The sequence below is a fragment of the Runella defluvii genome (assembly GCF_014195535.1).
Taxonomy (GTDB): Bacteria; Bacteroidota; Bacteroidia; order Cytophagales; family Spirosomataceae; genus Runella; species Runella defluvii.
In genome coordinates, this window is record NZ_JACIBY010000003.1 from 83,812 (window position 1) to 99,707 (window position 15,896).

General features: G+C 43.1%; 15 protein-coding genes and 2 tRNA genes. 12 read left to right on the top strand and 5 right to left on the bottom strand.

Features of this window, described 5'->3' with window-relative positions; genetic code table 11:
- The first annotated feature begins 24 nt into the window (after nucleotides 1-24).
- From FHS57_RS07960 to FHS57_RS07985, 6 genes are all read left to right on the top strand, one after another.
- The gene (locus FHS57_RS07960; protein ID WP_183972337.1) at nucleotides 25-597 is read left to right on the top strand and encodes an RNA polymerase sigma factor; all 573 of its coding nucleotides are present in this window, start codon (nucleotides 25-27) and stop codon (nucleotides 595-597) included.
- A 21-nt stretch (nucleotides 598-618) separates the two neighbouring features.
- On the top strand, nucleotides 619-924 hold the full coding sequence (locus tag FHS57_RS07965) for a hypothetical protein (RefSeq protein ID WP_183972338.1): 306 nt from the start codon (nucleotides 619-621) through the stop codon (nucleotides 922-924).
- Between the two features lie 9 nt (nucleotides 925-933).
- Nucleotides 934-1,449, top strand: coding sequence for a Spy/CpxP family protein refolding chaperone (locus FHS57_RS07970; protein ID WP_183972339.1), 516 nt, complete (start codon nucleotides 934-936; stop codon nucleotides 1,447-1,449).
- 171 nt (nucleotides 1,450-1,620) lie between these two features.
- Entirely contained in the window at nucleotides 1,621-2,364 is a 744-nt protein-coding gene (locus FHS57_RS07975) for a YHYH protein (protein ID WP_183972340.1), read from the top strand.
- Between the two features lie 14 nt (nucleotides 2,365-2,378).
- A complete protein-coding gene (locus tag FHS57_RS07980) occupies nucleotides 2,379-2,945 on the top strand; it encodes a toxin-antitoxin system YwqK family antitoxin (RefSeq protein WP_183972341.1) in 567 nt (188 codons plus the stop codon).
- A 104-nt stretch (nucleotides 2,946-3,049) separates the two neighbouring features.
- Entirely contained in the window at nucleotides 3,050-3,610 is a 561-nt protein-coding gene (locus tag FHS57_RS07985; RefSeq protein ID WP_229601286.1) for an SCO family protein, read from the top strand.
- A gap of 45 nt (nucleotides 3,611-3,655) precedes the next feature.
- Here the strand turns inward: FHS57_RS07985 and FHS57_RS07990 are convergent, their stop codons facing one another.
- Together FHS57_RS07990 and FHS57_RS07995 are read right to left on the bottom strand one after the other, a co-directional pair.
- Entirely contained in the window at nucleotides 3,656-4,990 is a 1,335-nt protein-coding gene (locus FHS57_RS07990) for an ABC1 kinase family protein (protein WP_183972343.1), read from the bottom strand.
- Nucleotides 4,987-5,622 (bottom strand): TetR family transcriptional regulator C-terminal domain-containing protein, encoded by a 636-nt coding sequence (locus tag FHS57_RS07995; protein ID WP_183972344.1) that lies wholly within the window; start codon nucleotides 5,620-5,622, stop codon nucleotides 4,987-4,989. Before FHS57_RS07995 ends, FHS57_RS07990 begins: the two co-directional genes overlap by 4 nt.
- 184 nt (nucleotides 5,623-5,806) lie before the next feature.
- Between FHS57_RS07995 and FHS57_RS08000 the strand changes: the two genes are divergently transcribed.
- Both FHS57_RS08000 and FHS57_RS08005 read left to right on the top strand, forming a co-directional pair.
- Nucleotides 5,807-8,131, top strand: coding sequence for a penicillin-binding protein 1A (locus FHS57_RS08000; RefSeq protein ID WP_183972345.1), 2,325 nt, complete (start codon nucleotides 5,807-5,809; stop codon nucleotides 8,129-8,131).
- Between the two features lie 6 nt (nucleotides 8,132-8,137).
- A complete protein-coding gene (locus tag FHS57_RS08005; RefSeq protein ID WP_183972346.1) occupies nucleotides 8,138-9,268 on the top strand; it encodes a glycerate kinase in 1,131 nt (376 codons plus the stop codon).
- Here the strand turns inward: FHS57_RS08005 and FHS57_RS08010 are convergent.
- The 3 genes from FHS57_RS08010 to FHS57_RS08020 form a co-directional block, all read right to left on the bottom strand.
- Nucleotides 9,248-11,086, bottom strand: a complete 1,839-nt coding sequence (locus FHS57_RS08010) for an alkaline phosphatase (protein WP_183972347.1) — start codon at nucleotides 11,084-11,086, stop codon at nucleotides 9,248-9,250. The two genes, FHS57_RS08005 and FHS57_RS08010, sit on opposite strands and share 21 nt — an antisense overlap.
- A 157-nt stretch (nucleotides 11,087-11,243) precedes the next feature.
- Nucleotides 11,244-11,975, bottom strand: coding sequence for a zinc ribbon domain-containing protein (locus tag FHS57_RS08015; RefSeq protein ID WP_183972348.1), 732 nt, complete (start codon nucleotides 11,973-11,975; stop codon nucleotides 11,244-11,246).
- A 68-nt stretch (nucleotides 11,976-12,043) separates the two neighbouring features.
- Entirely contained in the window at nucleotides 12,044-13,144 is a 1,101-nt protein-coding gene (locus tag FHS57_RS08020; protein WP_183972349.1) for a Nif3-like dinuclear metal center hexameric protein, read from the bottom strand.
- A 257-nt stretch (nucleotides 13,145-13,401) separates the two neighbouring features.
- Between FHS57_RS08020 and FHS57_RS08025 the strand changes: the two genes are divergently transcribed.
- From FHS57_RS08025 to FHS57_RS08040, 4 genes are all read left to right on the top strand, one after another.
- Nucleotides 13,402-13,478 (top strand) — tRNA-Asp (locus FHS57_RS08025).
- 35 nt (nucleotides 13,479-13,513) lie between these two features.
- Nucleotides 13,514-13,587 (top strand) — tRNA-Asp (locus tag FHS57_RS08030).
- Between the two features lie 318 nt (nucleotides 13,588-13,905).
- Nucleotides 13,906-15,111 (top strand): site-specific integrase, encoded by a 1,206-nt coding sequence (locus FHS57_RS08035; protein WP_183972350.1) that lies wholly within the window; start codon nucleotides 13,906-13,908, stop codon nucleotides 15,109-15,111.
- The gene (locus tag FHS57_RS08040) at nucleotides 15,047-15,892 is read left to right on the top strand and encodes a hypothetical protein (RefSeq protein WP_183972351.1); all 846 of its coding nucleotides are present in this window, start codon (nucleotides 15,047-15,049) and stop codon (nucleotides 15,890-15,892) included. Before FHS57_RS08035 ends, FHS57_RS08040 begins: the two co-directional genes overlap by 65 nt.
- The last annotated feature ends 4 nt before the right edge of the window (nucleotides 15,893-15,896 follow it).

Below are 15,896 nucleotides of genomic sequence, written 5' to 3' on the forward strand. Positions count from 1 at the left end.
CTAAACGAATAAATCTGATTCCATTTGAACGATTTAGAACTTCTTCAAGGACTACAATCACGCCAAGCGGTGGCGTTTCGATACTTAGTTGAGCACTATCAAACGAAAGTGTTTAATACGGTATTGGCCATTGTTCAGCACCCCGAAGAAGCAGAAGACGTCGCTCAAGAGGTGTTTATGGAAGTGTATGAGTCGATTGATACGTTTAGGGGTGAAGCCAAGGTAAGCTCATGGATTTACCGAATTGCCACAACCAAAGCTTTAGAAGCGTATCGGAAAAAGAAGGCTCAAAAGCGATGGGGAGGTTTTTTGAGTAGTTTATTTGGAGAAAACAACGAAGCCGTGTACGAACCGATTGATTTTGTGCATCCAGGGGTCGAATTGGAAAATAAAGAACGAGCGTCGGTGCTGTTCAAGGCCATCAATCAGTTGTCGGATAACCAAAAAATTGCCTTCACCCTGCACCACGTGGAGGGATTGAGCTATCAGGAGATTACGGAAGTGATGCAAGTGTCGTTGTCGTCGGTGGAATCGTTGATGTTTCGAGCTAAAACGAATCTAAAATCTTTGTTGAAAACGTATTATACATCTCAATAGCCATAAAAAAGAATAAAAACCATGAAAAAGAATTACCAAATAGAGGAGGAGATTGAGCGGACGCTTCAATCGCTGGAGGGAATAAAGTCCGCCGAACCTACGCCTTTTTTCTATACCCGTTTGCAGGCGCGAATGGAGAAAAAAAAGCAAGTAAAAACGGGCTGGCATTGGCGACCTGCGTATGCTTATGCGTTTTTGGGAGTGGTTATTCTTCTAAATGTATGGACGATTTATCAAGTCTCACACCGTTCCTCAAACGCTGAGTCTGGAGAGCAGTTTGCCAACGATTATGGCCTCAACGACTTTAGTGGGTTTGATACAAACTAGATGTAACTCATGAAAAACGTACTTTCATCCAACTATCTTTGGCCAATTACCCTTGCGTTGTTTTTACTCAACTTAGGGTTAGTGGGCTGGATGTGGTTTTCTCCGCAAGGGCGACCAAATGGCCCCCGAGGTGAAAATCCTGGGCAGTTTTTAGAGCAAGAGTTGGCTTTCACGCCGCAACAAAAAGAGGAATTTCGGGTTTTGCGCGAAGACCATCACCAAAAAACGAAGGCACTACGCGACAGTATTCGTCAGATGAAAGAAGCGTATTTTCGACACATCGGGCAAGCCGAAGTAGGGGATAGTGCATTGGTACAAAAATCAAAAGCAATTGCCGAAAAAATGGCTCAAATTGATAAAATTACCTTTCAACATTTTAGCGATGTCCGCAAAATATGTTCCCCCGAACAACAAAAGAAATTTGATACGGTCATTGATGAAATGCTACGTCGATTGGCAGCCAACCCCGAAAGACCCGCAGAACGCCCCGATGGACCAATGCCACCTCCGCCACCTCCAAGGTAAGTGAGTGATTTGAAAAATATCTTTTAAAAAAACGGCAATGTATCGCAAACTTTTTGGGTAAATTCCGTCTAAACCTCAACCTTTAGCTTTTACTCCCCGTATGAAATAACCTCTCCTTGCAGTCTGCAATGGTAAAAATCAATCTGTTACATTTTTAACCAGCTATCTAAAATGAAGGTTATTTTTGGTTTCGCGTTCGCTATCGTGGGTATAGTGGCGTGTAGTAGTTCTAATGAAAGTGTTGATCCAACTACAACGACCAACACAACAACGCTTCCAACGGCTTTTAAAGCGTTTAACTCCAGCTTGAATGCCTACGTTGATGGTGATTATGTGGTGATTAAAAGTACGGCAACGCCAGACCACAAAAGCCCCTATTTTGGGTCAAGTAATGCTAATTACGAGGCTTATAATGGAACAAATTCAAAGTTTGCCATTAATCCCAATCGTATTTCTACCCAAAATTACACGTTTAGAATCCCCATCACTCCTGCAAAAGCATCCTCACCCCAAGCAACGCCCCTCGGTCCGATTGGCGTATCGCTCAATGGGGTTCCGTTTTACAATCAATACGCAGGGCCAAATACTCCTTTGACCAATGAAATCAATTCATTTGACCAGTACAACGGCCATCCCGATCCCAGTGGTACGTACCATTACCACGTTGAGCCTTTGTATTTGACCAAAACCAAAGGAACTGGCGCACTTTTAGGCTTTTTATTGGATGGTTATCCCGTGTATGGCCCCGTTGAAAATGGGAAAAAAGTAACTAATAGCGATTTGGATGCGTATCATGGCCATTCACACGCCACGGCCGAATACCCGAATGGGATTTATCACTACCACATTACGGCTGAAGACCCTTACATCAGTGGGTCGGGTTTTTACGGAAAACCTGGAACAGTCACCAAATGAAAAAGGGATGGATAATGCTCATTTTTGTTGGACTACTGGGATGCCAGCCTGCTCAAATTTCAATTCCTGATAAAGTCATTGAGGTTGCGAAAAATGACTCAGCATTTCGTTTTCAAAATGGGTTGCTACTGTACAAAAATGAGCCTTTCTCGGGTTACATTTTGGTGCGTTTTCCTTCCCAAAAAATACATTCAAAAGAAGGGTATTGGCAAGGAAGAGCGGAAGGAATCCACCGAAAATGGTACGAAAATGGGCAATTAGCCGAACAACGAACTTACCACAGTAACCACAAAAATGGCTTGCACAAAGGCTGGTGGCCCAATGGGATTCCTAAATTTGACTATCGTTTTTCGGAGGATGTAGCCACAGGAACTCATCACGAATGGTTTGAAAATGGGCAAATGTACAGCCTGAGCACTTACAATAACGAAGGCCAACCCGAAGGAAAACAACAAATGTGGTACGTGGATGGGCAAATCAAAGCCAATTATGTCATTCAGAACGGACGGCGATTTGGGCTACTCGGTGCCAAAGGCTGCATGGGCGAAAACGAACGGGAGACCACTTCAATAAAAATATAACGTACTTATTTTCAGCCATGTTGACACGTTTTTGTTTTTTTGGATTTGTAGTGGTTATTGCTTGTTCTTGTCAACCAATAACTGAACAACGAAACACGACCCAATTGCCCTATTATCACACGCCCGATTTTACCCCGCATTGGGTAGCGTCGTTGGCCTCAATGGATACCATCCACCAGTTGAAGAAATTTGTTTTTAAAAATCAAGCAGATCAATGGGTGGATTCGGATTCCTTACGGGGTAAAATTCACGTGGCTAATTTTTTCTTTACGGCCTGCCCAAGTCTCTGTCCGCGAACCATGGGAAATATGAAAGAATTACAACGTACATTTAGCAGTGATAACGATGTAAAACTGTTGTCATTCAGTGTGTTACCAGAGCGAGATTCGGTGGCTGTGTTACGAGCCTATGCGCAGCAGCATCAAGTTGAAGCTAGTAAATGGGAGTTGTTGACAGGAAATCGTAAAGACCTGTATGAGACAGCGCGTCGGTCGTATTTTGCGGATGAAAACTTGGGGATTCGAAAAGGTGAAAACGATTTTTTACATACCGAAAATTTCATTTTAGTAGATAAAAATCTTCGAATAAGAGGAATTTACAATGGCACACTTCCGCTGGAAATCGAGCAGTTGGTAGAGGATATAAAAACGTTGAAACGAGAATAATCAAAAAAGCCATTGAACTTTCCTCAATGGCTTTTTTGTGAATTGTTAGGACATAAGCTCCATTTCTTTCTTACTTCGTAGCCAATCAGGACGTGTGGTTTTCACTTTAGCGCCTAATTCATTGAGCATCGAATAGAGTCCAAAATAGGTGCGGTTGATGTACAACCCATCTTTTGAACCACGCGCCACTTTTGAATTTCTGATTTCTTCCACTTTGGCTAGTTCATCGGCAAACGCATAGACCGAATCAAAATAGGTATGGTCGCCGAAGTCAAATTCATCGACGGCAAAAGGTTTGCCCAACATCACAATCATTTGTTTAAACAAATCTTTAAACAAGGCTTTTTCGCTGGGTTTGTCTTCTTTGACCAAAAATTCGAGGTTATAGAAGATTTTTTCAATCAACGGATCATCATCCAGCGTGTCGGGATTGATTAGCGTAAAATAATTGTCGTAAAAGTAGTCTGGAATGACTTTGACACAGCCAAAATCAATGACGCCCATGGTGCCATCGGCGCGCATCAAGAAATTGCCAGGGTGCGGGTCGGCATGAACTTGGCGCAGGCTGTGTACTTGGTGGTCGTAAAAATCCCAAAGCAACTGTCCAATCCGATTGCGAACCTCCTGAGACGGATTTGTTTGGAGAAAATCTTTGAGGTGAAACCCGTCCAACCAATCCATTGTCAAAACCCGTTTGGCCGAAAGGTTGGGGTAGTATTTTGGGAAAATAAGACCATCAATGTGTTTACACGCTTCCGATATTTCCACCGAACGACGCAATTCAAGGTCATAGTCGGTTTCTTCCAAAAGTTTGGTTTCTACCTCTTCGGTATATCGCTCTACGTCTTTTTCATTGAGGCCAAACAAGGTCACTGCCATGGGTTTGACCATTTTTAAATCCGAGCTAATGCTATCGGCTACGCCTGGGTATTGTACCTTGACGGCTAATTTTTTTCCATTTTTAAACGCTTGATGGACTTGTCCAATAGAGGCTGCATTGGCCGCATTGATGTCAAATTGGTCGAAGAGTTCGTGCGGAGCTTTGCCAAAGAAATTCCGAAATGTCTTCACGACCAGCGGCCCCGACAACGGCGGTGCGGAGTATTGTGACATTTGAAACTTATCGACGTAGGCACGCGGTAAAACACTGCGGTCCATGCTGAGCATTTGGGCAACTTTTAAGGCCGAGCCCTTCAATTCACTCAATGACTCATAAACGTCGGTGGCGTTGTCTTGGTGCAATTCTTCCCGAGTCGTGGTGGGGTCAATGATTTTTTTGACGTTGTATTTCAGGTAATTCCCGCCAATTTTTGCCCCTGTTTTTAAGAACTGAGTGGCCCGTGCCACTTTGGAGGTGGGGATACTATCTTGTGTTTTCATCGGTTCTGATACATGAATTTTGCTAAGTCAACCACGGTATCCACAATCGAACGACCCATTAAATCGAAGCCTGTATTCACCGTTTTTTCGATGGCGGTATCCGTTAATTCAAAATTTCGACTGGTATCTTTTACCCAAAAGTCTAAAATATAAAGCGTGTTGAGCCAAACAGCTTCGGGATATTTATTGGCAATGTAGGGACGAGCAATCACTTCCTTACTTTCGCGTCCTTCGTACATCAAATCATGCGCAAACGTCAAGAAAGCTTCTTTAAAAAGACGAAGTTCTTGGGGATTTTTGGCCGCAACAGGCTGAGGAAGTTTGCGGTAACTATATGAAACAAAGCTCCGATTGGCTTTGAGCACTTCTACCCATGTATAATAAAATGCCAAAAGCTTTTCGCGAACGCTATACCCTTGGTAGGTAGGGTCAGTTTCGGCAGTTTTAAGGGCTTGGTCAAAAAAAGACTTCCACACATCCATTTCAATAGACTCAAACGACGTATAAAATTCGTAGAGTTCAGCCTCCGCCATTTTTAATTTTTTGGCAAAAGCATAAAATGAAGCAGGGGGTTGTCCGTTTTCAAGGACATAATCAATATACGACTTACGGATTTTTTCGGCTTTTTCCATGATATGTAGTCAATCTAAATACACACTAAACAACGAACTGTGCCCTAAAAAGGTTTGGTAAAAGCGGGTATTTAGTTTTGCAAAACAACATGCCGAGTTTTGCACGTTTTTTGCATGATTATAAAAAAAATACAGTTAAAAACCGTATAATTGCGTTCTGAGGCGTATTATTTAAGCATCTACTATGGCATTTTTGAACGGAAAGTACCGTAAACCTATCATTCGATTTTGGCAATTGGCTACCGTTATTATCGGAAGCGCTGTTTTGTACTTGGTAGCAGTCTATTTCAACTTCTTTTGGCTTTTTGGGGGAATGCCTGAATTAAAAGCCATCGAAAATCCTGAAAGTCAAGTAGCTTCGGAAATCATTTCGGCCGACGGGCAGACGCTCTCAAAATATTTTATTGAAAATCGGACGCCTGTTGAGTTTGATCAACTTTCCCCAAATCTTGTGAAGGCGCTTATCGCTACTGAAGATGCGCGTTTTGTGAAACACTCAGGTATTGACCCCCGTTCTATGTTTCGGGTATTCAAAGGGCTCGTGTCAAGCGACCAAGGTACAACGGGGGGAGGGAGTACAATTACCCAACAGTTGGCCAAAAACTTGTTTCAAACCCGCAGCGACAAATACAAAGGTTCGTTGGGAGATTTGCCAATTATAAAAACCGTTATTGCCAAAACCAAAGAGTGGATTTTGTCGGTGCGGTTGGAGCGGAATTATACCAAACAAGAAATCATGACGATGTACCTAAACACCGTGTCGTTTGGTAACAACGCCGATGGGATTAAAACCGCTGCAAAGACATACTTCAAAAAAGAACCTTGGAACCTCGACCTTCCCGAAGCCGCTTTGCTGGTAGGGATGTTGCAAAACCCTTCTCGTTTTAATCCTCGTTTGTTCAAAGAGCGGGCTTTGGAACGCCGTAATGTGGTGTTGGGGCAAATGATGAAATATGGTTTCTTAACGGTAGAGGAGTTTGCACAAAATAAATTGAAACCGCTTGCCCTCAATTTTTACATCGAGAATCACAATACTGGGCCTGCGCCTTATTTCCGTGAAGTGCTTCGTGACTGGATGAAATCTTGGTTGACACAATATAATCAAGAAAACGGCACCGATTATGACTTGTACCGTGATGGACTTCGTATTTATACGACGATTGATTCAAGAATGCAGAATTATGCCGAACAGGCCGCCGACCAACACATGCGTGACCAACAAACCAAGTTTTTTACGCACTTCAAAGAGCTTAAAATGAATCCTTGGGTTGTGAAAGGAACAAACGGTGGGTATGCGCCCGATCCTTATTTTGAAAAACGGGCTGTACGCAGAAGCTGGCGTTACCGCGAATTAAAGAAAGTGTATGGCGAAGATGAGGTAAAAATATGGCAAGAATTGCGGAAACCCATCAAAATGAAGGTTTTCTCGTGGCAAGGCGACCGTGACACGATTATGAGTCCGCTGGATTCGATTAAATATTACAATAAATTTTTGCGCATCGGGATGGTGTCGATGGATCCCCGAAATGGTGATGTAAAAGCGTGGGTAGGAGGAATTAATTTCAAACACTTCAAGTACGACCAAGTATATCAAGGAAAGCGCCAACCTGGTTCTACCTTCAAGCCGTTTGTGTATTGTTCGGCCATCAATGAAAGCTTTGTCACGCCCTGTACGACCATTCGCGATGCACAGGTTTGTATCGGTGATTGGTGTCCCAAAAACTCAACGGGTTCTTTTTCGGGTCAAGAACTTACCTTGCGCCAAGCGTTGGCCAAATCGGTCAACTCCATTAGTGCGCGCTTGATGAGCATGGTAGGGCCTAAAAAAGTGGTCGAATACGCGCATAAACTAGGGATAAAAAGCCCGATTCCTGCCGAAGTAACCATTTGTTTGGGAACGCCCAACGTATCGGTTTTTGAAATGGTCAATGCATATTCAACTTTTGCCAACGGAGGAAAACACGTTCAACCACGTTTTGTAACCCGTATCGAAAATAAAGAAGGACAAGTGTTGGCAGAGTTTCCTGTCGATGAAAAAGAGGTAATTAGCCCGAGCATGGCGTATCAAATGTTGTTTATCATGCGTGGTGCCGTTGAAGATCCGTGGGGAACGGCGCAGCGCCTTCGTACCCAATACGGACTTTCGGAAAATAATGACATTGCGGCCAAAACAGGTACGACCTCAGACTATACCGACGGCTGGTTTATGGGGATGACACCTAATTTGGTGACGGGTGTTTGGGTAGGTGGAGAAGATAACCACGTGCACTTTACGACGATGGCGCTGGGACAAGGGGCACGGATTGCGATGCCTGCATGGGGACTTTATATGCAAAAAATATATGCAGACCCTGATTTGGCGGGCAATGAGCGTTCGCCGTATCGTCGCGAGCGTTTTTATAAACCAGATGGCATGGAAGCGAACTTGGGTTGCGGTGGCCCTAAATTGGACACCCTCAATACCTACATGCGGCCAAGGGTAACCGACGATGAAAGTATTCTGTTTTAAGCCCTGATGAAAATCCTCTTAGCCCCTGATAAATTTAGAGGTTCGCTGACCGCGCTCGACGTTTGTAACGCCATGCGTGATGGTATTTTGGCCGCCAACCCAACGGCCGAAGTGATTGCGATTCCAATGGCAGATGGGGGAGAAGGCACAGCAGAAATTTTAACTCAAGATGCGGATGGTTTTTTTGTAGAAGCGGAAGTGATGGATCCGCTGTGGCGTCCTATTAGAACCAATTTTGGGATGAGTCCCAACCACCAAACGGCTTATCTCGAAATGGCGAGCGCTTCGGGGCTCAAATTGCTTCGTTCGGAAGAACGAAATCCTTTAAAAACAAGCACTTACGGAACTGGAGAGCTAATCGTAAAGGCGATTGAAGCGGGAGCTAAACACATTATTTTGGGGATTGGGGGAAGCGCTACTACCGATGCGGGTATTGGAATGGCGGCGGCACTTGGTTGGCGTTTTTGTGATAAAACAGGCCATGAACTAGCGCCCATCGGCGAAAATTTACTTCAAATTGAACAAATTATCCCGCCTGAAAGCCCCGTAATTGACGTCACCATCGACGTAGCTTGCGACGTAACTGCGCCGCTTTTTGGACCCTCAGGGGCAGCTTATGTTTATGGACCCCAAAAAGGAGCGGATGAGGCAGCGGTAAAAACCTTAGATGCTGGATTACAACACGTAGCAGCGGTTATTCAACGTGATTTTGGGATAGACTTGGCACACCAACCTGGTACTGGCGCAGCAGGTGGGCTAGGGTTTGGGCTTTTATTTTTTCTCAAGGCCAACCTCAAAGAAGGCGTCAAAATTGTGATGGAACAAACGCACTTTGAAGAACAATTAGCAGGCGTCGATTTGGTTTTTACTGGCGAGGGAAAAATGGATGAACAAACCCTGCAAGGGAAGTTGATTGCAGGGATTGCCCGAGCAGCCAAGGAAAGAAATATTCCTGTAATAGCCTTGTGTGGAACACTCCTGTTGACTACCCACGACATACAGTCGTTGGGGCTTTCGTATGCAAGGTCCATTTTGCCCCGCCCAATGGCACTCCCTGAGGCGATTGAATACGCCTATCAGGGAGTAAAGGAAACCTCACATTCGTTGGTGTCGTTATTAACGCTTCTCCAACAATGACTTTATTTTATCAGAAAGCTCAGTATTCTGATAAATTCCTCCAAATAACTGCGATTGGGGGCCATAGGCATACACAGGAACCATGATGCCAGAGTGGCCTTTTGAACCAAAATTAGCCTTTAACATTCCCTCTTTTTCGCTACCACCCGTAAGGGCCATGGCGCCAGTTTCGTGGTCGGCCGTTACGATAACGAGCGTTTGCCCATCTTGATCGGCAAAACGAAGTGCTTCTGCTACCGCTTGGTCAAAATCAAGGACTTCATTCATCACATAAGAGACATTGTTGGCGTGTCCAGCGTAGTCAATTTGCGCCCCTTCGGCCATCATAAAGAAGCCTTTTGGGGCATTTTTCTTAAAATGTTTGACCGTTTCTCCCACTGTTAAAGGTAGAAAATTGCCCCGCCCTTTTTCCATCGAAAGCCCCGCTTGGTCGTCAAGAACGACAAACTTGTCTTTCTTGGTTTCAGAAGTAATATCGGCATACCGACGAATAACGGAGTAATTACGTGCCACTAACGAATCGCCCAAATTGGCTTTGTCTTTGCGCTCAAAGAAGTATTTGGTGCCTCCACCTGCCAATACATCCGTAGGCTCTTTTAGAAAATCTGCCGCAATTTCTTCTTGCATACTACGCTTGGGCTGGTGGGCATAAAAAACGGCAGGGGTGGCATCCGTTATGGGACCTGAAGAAATAACCGCCGTTTTTTTGCCATTGCGCCGTGCAACAACCGCCAACGACGGACGCGCCACCAAGGTTGCGTCCAGGCCGATGGTACCGTTTTTGGTTTTATGCCCAGTTGCCAAAGCTGTTCCAGCCGCCGCCGAATCGGTGATATAGCCTTCCGCAGGTTGGGTTTGCATCAAGCCCAGGCGTTTGAACAAAGCCAAGTGAAGTTGACCGTGATTAGCGACCAACCCCGTTTGCATGTGAGCAAGTCCCATTCCATCCCCGATTAAAAAGATAATGTTTTTAGGTGTTTTGGCAGCACCATCGCTACGGTAAGTAGGTTGATATACAGCATAAGGAGATGATGAGTAAGTATGCTGATTATCAGCTGGTTTATTGTTTTTGAAATAATCAGCTAATACCTGTGGGCGGTCAGTTCCAATCCAATCAACGCCAAGTGCCGTGAGTTCTTTCCAAATGGCCTCGTTGTCGGGAGCACCCCAAAAACGGACCTTTTTTCCTTGTTGACGCGCCCGCGTAACGTATTCAACTGTCTTTTCGCGGTCTTCTTTGGGGAATAGCCCTTTGCCGTCCCAACGAGATACGAGTGTAAATGGCGCACTAATGAGTGCCACACGCTTGAGGGCGGCAGCATCGTAGGTTTGTTCAAAACGACCATCAAATGAAATCCAGGAAGGGTAATTGGCGAATTGGGCAGGAGTTGGCATACTGCCACTGATGACCACCCGCGCATTTTTTCCTTCGCCAAAAAGTTCGGGGTAGCGACTCAGCTGACTTACCAGCGAATCGAGGGTAGGTGAAGCAGGTGTTTTAAGGTCAATGAGAAACTGGAAAGGATAACTCTTGCCCGCCTTTTGCTGTTGTTGCAAAGGCTGCAAATACATCTTTGCGAGTGTTTGGTCGGGTTTTACTTCTGAGGGCAAATGGGCCACGACCAGCTCTCCATTGTACAAATAAAGGTCAGCTTCGATAGAGCCACATTGAAGCGTATGCGCACCCCAAAATGGGCTTGCTTGCTGATAATCATTGTGGGAGTGGATGTTGGCATTCGTGTAGTTGATTTGTGCATGAAGGTTGGTATGAACAAAACCTGCCAACAATAATGAAAGGCCAAAAGACGAAGTTTTCATAAATAAAATTTAGTGCGGCAACAATAGTAATACAATCAAACAGACTATTTGGACTACAAGCGATTATGTTACTGTGAAATTTTTATAAATGCTCATAAACACAAAAACGCTTTGGTAGCGTTACCAAAGCGTTTTTGCGTTAGAAAAGTACAATAAACTATTTGTACTCAGTGTCAACATCTGCGAAGATACGTCCGCAGTGTTCACAAACAATAATCTTTTTCTTTTCACGAATATCTGCCTGACGCTGAGGAGGAACTACATTGAAACAGCCTCCACAAGCACCACGTTTTACTTTCACTACGCCCAATCCATTTTCGGAGTTGTTACGAATTTTTGTGTACGATTTGTACAAACGGTCTTCAACTTTTTGGGCTTGAGCTTCGCGTTGCTCCAACAAGTGTTTCTCGTCCTCGTGGCTTTCAGAAGTGATGGTATCAAGCTCTTGTTTTTTCGCTTTCAAATCTTCGCGACGTTCCTTTAACAGACCATCAGTTCCTGCGATTTCTTCCTTCTTAGCTTTGATTTTGTATTCTGCTTCCCGCATTTTCTTTTCGGCAAGTTCAATTTCAAGCGTCTGAAGCTCCATTTCTTTCGTGATGGCGTCGTACTCACGGTTGTTACGAACGTTCATCTGTTGCTCCTTATAACGAGCAATCAACTTCTCAGCGTCTTTCTTAGTCGCTTTATGGCGGCTAATTTCTTCGTCAAGAACACTGATTTCGTTGTTGAACTTTCCGATACGGGTTTCAAACCCCGCAATGTCATCTTCTAAATCACGAACTTCTTCGGGCAAGTCGCCGCGTATTTTTTTGATGTCATCCAACTCGGAGTCAATTTGCTGCAATTTGAGCAATAAGTCTAATTTCTGCGCGACGGTCAGTTCCATATTTGTTGGGTTTGAAGTGTGGTTAGTTCAGTTTAGAATGTCATTCTTTACGTCCGATAACCGACACCTTACACGTAGTAATTTACTGGATTGGTAATAGTTTCCGACAAAATTGTCGCAAAATTAATGAATTTTTTCGACAAATATCGTTGCAATAATTCTTTTGTAAAAACTTCGCTTTCATAGTGTCCAATATCACAAATGAGGATGCGGCCATCGGCATCAAAAAACTCATGGTATTTATAATCGGAAGTGATGAAAACATCAGCTTGTTGGCGAACCGCGTCGTTCAACAAAAATCCTCCTGCGCCTCCACAAACGGCAACTTTCTGAATAATTGGGGAACAAGTGGCGGTATGCCGAATGACATTTAGCTGCATTTTTTGTTTCAAATAGGCAAAAAAATCGGTAGCTGCAATGCCTTCTGACAAAAGACCAATTGCCCCTGCACCTACTTCTTGATTGGTATTTTGCAAGAGCGTAAGATAGTGCGCCACCTCTTCATACGGATGGGTTTCGTTGAGCGTTTGCATCACTGTTGCTTCCAAATAAGCAGGGAAAATGACCTCAACTCGGCTTTCATTTACATGTTCGATTTCATTTGCATTCCCAATAAAAGGCGTAGCTGCTTCATTGGGTCGAAAAGTACCCGTGCCATTTACGCTAAAGCTACAATGGTCATAATTCCCGATTTGGCCGACACCGACGTTGTGCAACGCATCGACGACCGATTGCGCGTTTTCGACGGGAACGAAAAAGACAAGTTTCATCAACAAATCCTTTTTAGGGGCTAACACGCGAACGTTTTGCAAGCCCAGGCGCTCGGCAATCATAAAATTGACACCACCGACCACGTGGTCGAGGTTGGTATGCGTGGCATAAATGGCAACATCGTTTTTAATGGCTTTGATCACCGTACGTTCGACGTAGTTGCGCCCATTAAATTTTTTCAACCCTTTAAATACAATGGGGTGGTGGGCGACAATCAAATTACAGTTTTTGGCAATGGCTTCATCGACGACGGCCTCTGTGCAGTCAAGCGAAACGAGCACATTGGTAACGGAGGCCGTAGAGTCACCAACGATAAGACCAGCGTTGTCGTATGATTCTTGGTAGGATAATGGGGCTATGGTTTCTAAAAAGTGGGTAATGTCTTTAATTTTTGTCATTTTTTTTGAGCGTGTAACTATTTAAAAATCAGAATTATGCCTTAAAAATTGAAAATAATTCAAAAAAAAGTCTGTTTTTTTGTTGGCAAAAGTATTGCATTGAAAGTTAAAAATAGTACTTTTGCACCACTTTCAGCGACACCAAAACGCAAAAAAGTAAAAAAAAACAGAGTTTAGTCCGGTAGTTCACAAAGCGTTTGGCGATTGTTTTTAATAGATGCCAGTCTCGTAAAGTTTACCAAAGACAAAAAATAATTGGTCCGGTAGTTCAGTTGGTTAGAATACATGCCTGTCACGCATGGGGTCGCGGGTTCGAGTCCCGTCCGGACCGCCAACACAAAGTAAGTGTTTCGTTCTTTAGTACATTTTGGTCCGGTAGTTCAGTTGGTTAGAATACATGCCTGTCACGCATGGGGTCGCGGGTTCGAGTCCCGTCCGGACCGCTAGGAAGCTCAGAGAAATCTGAGCTTTTTTTGTTTTTAACCCTTTTTTGACGGTTTTAAGGCACTTTTGGGGCATTTGCAGCTTCTCCTAAAATTGATACTTTTTTGATACCTTCTGCTTTAGTCATCTAACTTCACTGATGTTTCCAATGAAAAATGCGTTCAAATGTTGGTCTTGATAAAAGTTTGGTTATTGCATTCAGGTGAAATTTTTTACGATGTTGTGCTAAATCATACCATAATTTTTGATACTTTTTTGATACCTGTTTTTCACGATATTGAAATTATATGTTTGTGCCAACAATAAACCATGCACAAATGAAAGTCAAGTATCAACTGGTATACGATCGGAAACAACAAGCCAGCAAAAAAGGGAGAGGGCTGGTTCAGATTCAAGCGTATCTAAATGGTGAACGTCGCTATTTTTCTACAAAACTTCATCTTACATTGAAAGAGTGGGATCGAAGTAAAAATGTCCCTAAAGATCCTTACACGGCAAGGTTGTTAAGAAATCAAATCGAGGAGCTCGAAACCTTCGAAATAGAGTATCGAGCACTCCACAAGCAATTCAGCCTTCAAGACTTCGATTTCTACCTTGAGTCCAAGAAACCTAGCAAAAAGAGAGAGATTCTGACGTTCACGGAGTTCTTTCGCGATCAACTAACTAAGCAACCTCAGTTAGCCAAGGCAACTCTAGTTACACACCGGGTGACTTTTAAAACTTTGTGCGCTTTCAGAAAAAAAGTAGAATTCAGTGACTTGAATTTTGCCTTTCTTCAGGAGTTCAACAATTTTGTGTCGAAAAGAGGGAAAGGTATAAATACAATAGAGAAGTATCATCGTCATTTGCGCAAATACATTAACTTGGCTATTCTACATGATTTTCTGCCTGAAGATCGTAATCCTTACAAAAAATTCAAGTTAGTTACGGAGGAGACAGAAGTGATCTTTTTGCTACCTGAGGAAAGAAAGAGGATTGAAGCTTTAGAATTTACCCCGGAACAGAAAGAGTTGGAGTTGGCCAGAGATATGTTCCTATTCGCATGTTATACAGGTCTTAGGCATAGTGACTGTTCCAAAATTTGCGCTGAAAACTTACTGATAACAGCAGATGGTATTGCTTTGAAGTACAAAGCTCAGAAAACGTCAAAGTTGGATTATAAGCCTCTTTCCTTATTGTTTGACGGAGCTCCAGCTGAGATAATCAAAAAACATCTGCCATTGAGGCCTGATGTGCAAATTTTTCGAGGTATGTACAGTCAAAAGGTAAATAAGCTTTTGAAAAAAATTGCAAGGATGGCATACGTAAACCCGAAATTGTATTTTAAAGCATCGAGAGATACCTTTGGGACAAATCTCTATATGTTGTCAGGAGACGACAAATTAGTACAGGTCCAACTTCAACACAGTAAAAGAGATCAGACAGACAAGTACGTTCACGCAGTTCAACAAGTTCAAAATGAAGCCCTCAAAAAAATATTTAAGCAGACCAGCAAAGGTTCCGATGACAGCGGAAATAAATGATAATAAGGTAAATAGGGTAAACAGTACGCTTAAAAAGATTACAGTTAAACACTATTTGAATCTCTACATTCGCCCGTATGTGAATGACGAACAGGAAGAAAAAGAACCGAATAAGTGGAAACATGCTGTTTACGTTCGTATTACGTTCAATCGAATCACGGCTAAGATTAAGAGTGCAGCTAATTTGTGGTGTACACTCAATGAGTTTGAAAACCAAACCAAGGAGATTGAAAAAATATTAGAAAGGGAAAGCCTTTTCCTAATAGATTTTATCAGTCGAGCCTATAATGAGGTCAAGGATAACAAGGAACAAGATGAATTTAATGTCAATGAGCTTTTTTACGATTTCCAATATTTCTACTACGAGTTAGACAAAGTCATAGATCGGTTATTGGCAGAAGAGATAAAAGACTACCTCAAATTAGAACCAGATTCACTGGATTTTCAAGTACTTGCTCAAACTGTTGCTGGAGACTATTCTATCAGCCCTCTCGAATTATTGAGGTATTTTGAGACTCAAAAATTGTTGAAGCCAGGGATCAAACAAAAATTTTCGGAAGTATTCTGGACTTGGAAAATACTCTATAAACAATTTAAGCTTAGGGATGCTGAGTATGGGTTATTGGGAGCTAGTGTCTTGGACTATGCTCAGGGTGACTTTAAGAAAAGATTTGTCGATACTTTACAACTAGATCCACAAAGGGTAGCTGTTTTCTATCAAGATATTGATTATCTGTTAGATAAGTATTATTTCGCCAAGCCTAAGGCGCTTTTTTTTTAAAGTA